Source organism: Candidatus Accumulibacter sp. ACC005 (assembly GCF_907163215.1).
Lineage (GTDB): Bacteria > Pseudomonadota > Gammaproteobacteria > Burkholderiales > Rhodocyclaceae > Accumulibacter > Accumulibacter regalis.
In genome coordinates this window covers 472308-478307 of sequence record NZ_CAJQUB010000004.1, presented here as the reverse complement: position 1 = coordinate 478307, position 6000 = coordinate 472308, and the positions used below count along the sequence as shown (strand labels likewise).

The following is a 6000-nucleotide window of genomic DNA, read 5'->3' as shown; positions in this document are numbered from 1 at the left end:
GCGCGTGCCGGCGATCTTCGCCGCGAGTGGGAAATCAAGCTCGCGGAAGCTTCACCGAGATCGCGTGATCCTTGACGGCAAGTCAAAGGCGCCGCGGCGCGCCCCAGCTCTGACTCGGACGTTGTCGGCTTCCGATTTGCCGCTCGGCACGCTCTCGTCCGGCAGGTGGGGAGACGGCAGGAAGGCGTCGAGTTCCTGGAGCAGTTCGCAGAGAAGCTCGTTGGCTTCCATGTTCGTCTTTCAGCGCCGCCACCTGGCCCATCCCGCGCGGCGTCCTCGCCGCGGCCTTGAGCATGCCGACCTGCTTGGAGAGGCTGTGTGGCGGATGGCATGCAGAATAATGGGTCCGGTCTGCAGCGCTTGCGCTCGACTTTCCAGATTTGGGAAAGTCGTCCTGTCGAGTACGAAACCGCGGGTTGCCAGGCGCTCGGGCGAGGGCGTCGATGTCGTTGCGCAGGTGGTTGGATGTCGAGATGCTCAGTCCTCAGATTGAGCGATCGCCGCTGCGCGCTTCGCCCTCTTCCGCTGCTCGCGCCAGGTCGACGGAAAGGCTGCGCGCGATGCGAAATGATGTTGTTGGTCGGCCGCATAGGCAGAGCCCGGTGTTCTCTATTTCCTTCGCCCGGCGATCGAGCGCGCAGTTGAAACTTTCTGCGACACAGCTTTTCACGATCAGGAATTTAAGCCCATTCGCTCGACCGGTCGGTACACTCGACGACCGGCATTGCCCTTCAGGGATTCCATAGTGTCTCGCCGGCGGCCTGTAGGAGCGAGCTTTCTGGTCGTGCGCGTGCGGTAGTCCTGCCGTAGCGAGCGTCTTCCAGCGCGTCGGCGCCGTGCGAAGTGTTGACCTTTCTTTGGTAACGCCGCGAAGCGTCTGCGGCGATGAAACTCCGCGCTTGTCCGCATTTATACGCGAGGGAGGGCCAGGACGTTTTGGACTTGTGCGGCACATGGCCAGTGTAGAGCACCGCTTCCCCCGGCAGCGCCAGCTCGGCTTCTGACGGTTAGTCCTAAGCGTTTCGACAGTATCCGGCCGGCGCTAGAGGGGATGCGCGCCGCGCGCGGGTCGGCCAGGCCGATGTTCCAAGGCCTGCGCACGACGCGGCGCGCCAGGGTAGCGCGGGTTCGGCGCCACCGGCGAGCATGGCAGGCAGAAAACCAGTACGCGCGGCGGCGTCTCCTGTCTTGAGACGAACAGCGCACCGCCTTGTGCAATGCCGAAAATCTGCTAGTTAGAAAGCGTCGCACCCTTGTCGAAGCCGCAGATCTGGTGCCATGTGGTTTGTGCCGAAGAAAGCGCCGCGATCGTCGTCCGGCGGCCGTCGATGCGGGCGGTGGCGAGCTGTTCGAGGTTGGTTGAGAAGGCGTCCGCGCTGTCGCCATCGCGAGGCCGATCAGACGCGCGCGCGGTATCGTGCGAAACGGGCTCGGGCAGAAACCGTGCGGGCGCGTTCGAGGAGCTGCCCGAGTCTCCTCGCTGGAGAGGGCTGGCAGCACGTAGACCGCGGCGCGTGAGGAAGGTCAGCGCCGAGTTGACCTCGCAAGGACGGGTCACGGTCGTGGCACCGACAAAAGTCAGCAGCCCGCCTTCGTAAATAGGGCAGGAAAGCGTCCTTGCCAGGCTCTTGCTGAAGCGCTTGTGCACTTCATCGACGAAGAGAGAGAATTCGTGCGCCGGCCGTTGTGCGCTGCGCGTCAGTCTCGGGCGGGGCGACGGACTCGCGGAATCTCCCTGGACCCCACGCAGAAGCGCCGAGAGGTGCGATGAAGTCGGCGTCGAATGGCGTCGGCCATCAGTCCGCCTAGCGTCGTCTTGCGAACCGGGCGGGCCAGAGGATTCATTGCTGGCATTGACCGGAACGAAAGGCCATCTCCCGAGGCTTGCCGTGCGGCCAGCAGATGCGCTGTCCGATGGGAACTCGGACACGGCCTGCGTGGAACCGCGAAGACGCTCGGACAGCGGTGCGTCGGAACGCTTCTCGGCAAACAGGGCTTCATTTCTCTTTCACGTCGTTCACGGGAGTGCGTCGGTCCCTGCGGGCAAACGCCCATTGCCGGAACAGACCACGCAGGTCTAGCAGCTTTTCCCGGATCGCGCTCGCGGAGCCCATCGTCGGCAGCTCGAAATCACGGATTTACTTGAGGCCGTGAAATTGCGCACGGAAGCCAGAGGGGGAAGCCGCCTATCTTTCGTCCATCAATTCCCAGAGAGCACAGCAGGGACTCATTCGGTAGATGAGTGCAACAGAGAAAAACGCAGCCAAAGCAGACCGCGCAGCCACGATATCGTCCGCCGGAGAAAACGCCGGAAACGCCGGACAAGGCGAGCGAGGCTTGCCGGAAACTAACGGACATGCCTTCGAAGAGTCGAGGCTGAATGGCCCGTGCTGGGCAAACAGGCTTCCTGTTCTTACGTATTTCTTACAGTGGGTGGAAGTGACACCCACGTCGTGGTGGCATGCTCGGAATCGCGCGACACCTTGACTGCTGCGCTGTAGCAAGAGGCATGTGAGGGCCGCAATGGCCCTCGCGCAAGATGAAACGAGCATTTGAAACCCCCCCCCGGGTGCATGCCACGGTCTTTTTTTTGCCGGATTTCGTGGCAACGGACCATGTCGTCAGGAAAACGGGCCGGTGGGCGTCGAAAACCCGCTTCATTCGGTTCGCGGATGCTTCGCCCACGTAGATACCCCCAAGGCGCTGCGAGGTGGGGCCGTCGCGCTGCATCAGCCGGAGACGAGCGGGCCGGCGTAGCCTGAGAGGGTGATGTTGAGGAGGATTTCCAGGCCTGGTTAGCGTGCTGATCGGGGTGCAAATTCCCCAGGCGGGGCCCTTGAGGTAGAGAGAAACTCGGGCGGCCCGGGAATATTGGAGACCAGCGTGTTGCGATCCCCCCCGGCGGCAGCCGTTCGCGAGCATCGATCGTCGGCGAGCTGTGCAACGACGTCCGGTGCTCAGGCGTTTGTAGGAGCTCGATCGCGTCGGGTTGCGACGCTGTCGGATCATCGAGGCGCACATGCGCAGTGGAAAAACAGATGTGCGCCAGGCCACATAGGGGTCGTCGGTGGGCGCGACAATGCGACAGGATGATGCCGATCTTGTTGCCGCGGACCTGTGTTTCGCCCGACCTTGCGGCAGATTGCAACGGCATCATGGTGATCGGTCTGGCAAGCGGACGCCTTCGTCGTGAGATAGCCGGTCCCGCCCGACCCCCAACCCCCGGCAGCATCGAGCAGGTCAGTGCGGAAAGGTTCAGAGTCGGACCGCGACCGGGCACAGACTCCTTGACGACGCACCCATGGCGACGCTGGCAGTCGCAAACTGCCGACCTTGCGGGCACCGCCGTGTCAGCAGGCGTGTTACCGTGGCGCAACAAAGGCAGAGAAAGGTGAAATGGCGTTCTGGTCAGCTTGGGGGGCCGACCTTCCAGGCGAGCCGCGGCCAGGCGAGGCGATTCCCAGCAGGCGCTGCCGGAACCCGAGAGGTCGCTTCCGCGAAGGGACTGGTCACCACTTCGCTTGAGCCGATTCGCTTGCTGTCGGCGGCCCCGTGGCGACCACCCACGCGGCCGCAGTCAAAGATCGACCGCCGTCAAGGCCAGCGAATCGTGCGGCCCCAGCGCACCTCGTGACCGCCATTCGGCGCCTGGCATGAGCATCTTGACCGTAAAATGGCGAAAACGCACGTTCGATCAGGCCGTATCGATAAGGTTGCATGCCCATAGCGGTCGCGAATAGGTCGAGCATCGGTTGATGCAGCTCGGAAACCAGCCGATAGAGTTCCGGCCGGCCATTGTGGCCGCGCCGCAGCCGGTGTTGGAAGAGGTGTTGATCGAGGTCGACGGCGTCGCTCTCCCGCCAGGTCGGCATGCCGGTAAGCGAGAAGTGGATGATGCGGTTGAACGGCGCCTGGACGTCGCTGCAGCTGAGCAGCTCCCGGTACAGATCCGAGACAAAGCTGGCCGGCGACCTGGCGGGCCGCTTGTAGATCATCAAGCCGCCGACATGTTTCGGGCTGGCCGCCGATTCGGCGACGAAGAAGGCGAGATCGAGCAATGACAGTTTGTTCATCGAGGCACTCTTCTTCCTTCGTGTGCTCTGCGCCGAGACACCAAGGGCGGCGGCCCCGATGGCCACCTTCGGCGCCTGCAAGCGGCAAGCATACAACATCGAACAGCCGCCACTTTAGAGGAAAACACCCAGGGATTTAGTGTGTGCCCTCTAGCGATCGTCGCTAGACTCGCTTTTGTCAGCTGCACTGGCAGTTGCAGGAAATTTCACGTCCAGTCGGACAAAGGAGAAACGAAATGAGCAAGAGACAGACGACATTGGTCGATCGCCCTGGCAACGAGCAATTTCTTGCCGGCGCTCAGGAATCGGTGCGCAAGTTGTGGCTGTGTGGCCTTGGCGCCTACTCGCTGGCCACCAGGACCAGCGCCCGGGCGTTTGCAACGCTGGTCGAGGAAGGCAAGGCCCTGCGCCGAAAGCTCGTCGGCAGATCAAGCAAACCTCGGCTGAACTGGTGAGCACGGCCAACGAGAGCTTTGATCGTGGCGAACGGCTGTTCAGGGATCGCTTGCTGCAGCCACTGAATTTCATGGTTCTGGCCAGCAAGCGCGATGTCCAGCATCTCGCCGCCCGCCTTGGCCAGCTGACCACCGAGGTGCGCAAGCTGACCCGCAGCGATGACGCGCCAGCGGTGAACAAGAGCGTCGCAAAAACAAGCGCCAAGCCAGCCGTCAGGCCGGCGGCCGGGTCAGCGCCGGTCAGCGACGACGCAGCGACCATGCTCGGCGCTTCCTGAGCACCAACGTCCGGCGGCTGCCCGCTGGGCCGGCAAGTCCTCGCATCGTCGCTGCACAGCATTCAGGCAGCGCCGAAAGCGAAACGACGCCAGCTGCTACGCGGCTGGCGTCGCGCTACCCCTCGCGCACCTTCGCGGCCTCGGCGAGCAACCATTTGCGGAAGGCGCTGACCACCGTACGCTCGGCGACGGCTTCAGGAACGACCAGGTAATAGGCCTGCGCCGGGCGGATGACGATGTCGAAAGGCATGGCCAGGCGACCGGCAGCCACTTCGCCCTCGATCAGCTGTTTCGACGCCAGAGCAACGCCAACGCCGTCGATGGCCGCCGAGAGGAGCAGCCCAGGGTCGCTGATCTGGGTGCCGCCATCGGCATCGATGCCGGTAACGCCGGCCACCTGCAGCCACTGGTCCCAGGTCGCGAGGTCGTGCTGGTCAGTGCCCGAGTCGGCCTGGTTGTGGAGAAGATTGTGACGGCGCAGATCGGCCGGCACGTTCAGGGGCCGCATTCCTTTCAGCAGGAGCGGGCTGCAGACGGCCGTATACGCAGGCGCAAAGAGCCGGTCGACGCGGCAGCCGTCGTAGTGCCCACTACCGTAGCGGATAAAGGTCTCGGTCTTGTCGTCGCGGACATCGACGCGCGCGAGGCCCGAGACATGTGCTGCGTCGACGCTATCGATGGTGTCGAGCGAAGTGGCCATGCGCAGTCGGATCTCGGGATGCGTGCAGTGAAATCGGGCAGACGCCGAATCAGCCAGCGCGCGGCGAAAGCCGGCGGCGAGGTCACCACCAGACGCCCACCGAAGACGACCTGGCGCGTGCTCTCGATGGCGGCAGCGAAACACTCCAGCCCCTCGCGCACCTTGGGGAGCATGACCCGACCTTCGCGCGTCAGTTCCAGGGCACGCGTCAGCCGCTTGAAGAGCGGAAAGTCCAGGTATTCCTCGAGGCCACGGATCTGGTGGCTGATCGCCGTTGGCGTCACCGAAAGCTCGGCAGCGGCGTCCTTGAAGCTGAGGTGGCGGGCAGCCGCTTCGAAAGCGCGCAGCGAACTTAGGGGCGGCAGACGGTAAGTCATATGAATGAGATATTCTCATGCATCGGCTGACATTTGATCGTTTGCCGGCACGGCGGCCAACAAATACAGTGACGGCGAACTCTCGGAGAACCGGGAACAACGCAAGGACAGAAGGAA

Annotated in this window: 3 protein-coding genes and 2 pseudogenes; 1 reads left to right on the top strand and 4 read right to left on the bottom strand. The window is 63.5% G+C overall.

The genetic code is table 11. From position 1 onward, the window contains the following. Positions 1 to 1231: 1231 nt before the first annotated feature. Both QZ613_RS05095 and QZ613_RS05090 read right to left on the bottom strand, forming a co-directional pair. Positions 1232 to 1648, bottom strand: a complete 417-nt coding sequence (locus tag QZ613_RS05095) for a hypothetical protein (protein WP_291981696.1) — start codon at positions 1646 to 1648, stop codon at positions 1232 to 1234. Positions 1649 to 3509: 1861 nt separating this feature from the next. Continuing rightward, on the bottom strand, positions 3510 to 4073 hold the full coding sequence (locus QZ613_RS05090) for a wax ester/triacylglycerol synthase domain-containing protein (protein ID WP_291981693.1): 564 nt from the start codon (positions 4071 to 4073) through the stop codon (positions 3510 to 3512). A 236-nt stretch (positions 4074 to 4309) separates the two neighbouring features. On the opposite strand from QZ613_RS05090, the pseudogene QZ613_RS05085 reads away from it, so the two are divergent. After that, a pseudogene (locus QZ613_RS05085) lies at positions 4310 to 4806 on the top strand (phasin family protein). Between the two features lie 115 nt (positions 4807 to 4921). Here QZ613_RS05085 and QZ613_RS21080 read toward each other — a convergent pair. Continuing rightward, complete coding sequence (locus QZ613_RS21080; protein ID WP_366144425.1) at positions 4922 to 5506, bottom strand: LysR substrate-binding domain-containing protein; 585 nt, start codon at positions 5504 to 5506, stop codon at positions 4922 to 4924. A 236-nt stretch (positions 5507 to 5742) separates the two neighbouring features. After that, positions 5743 to 5883, bottom strand: a pseudogene (locus tag QZ613_RS21075) (LysR family transcriptional regulator); the annotation flags it as partial. Positions 5884 to 6000: the final 117 nt, after the last annotated feature.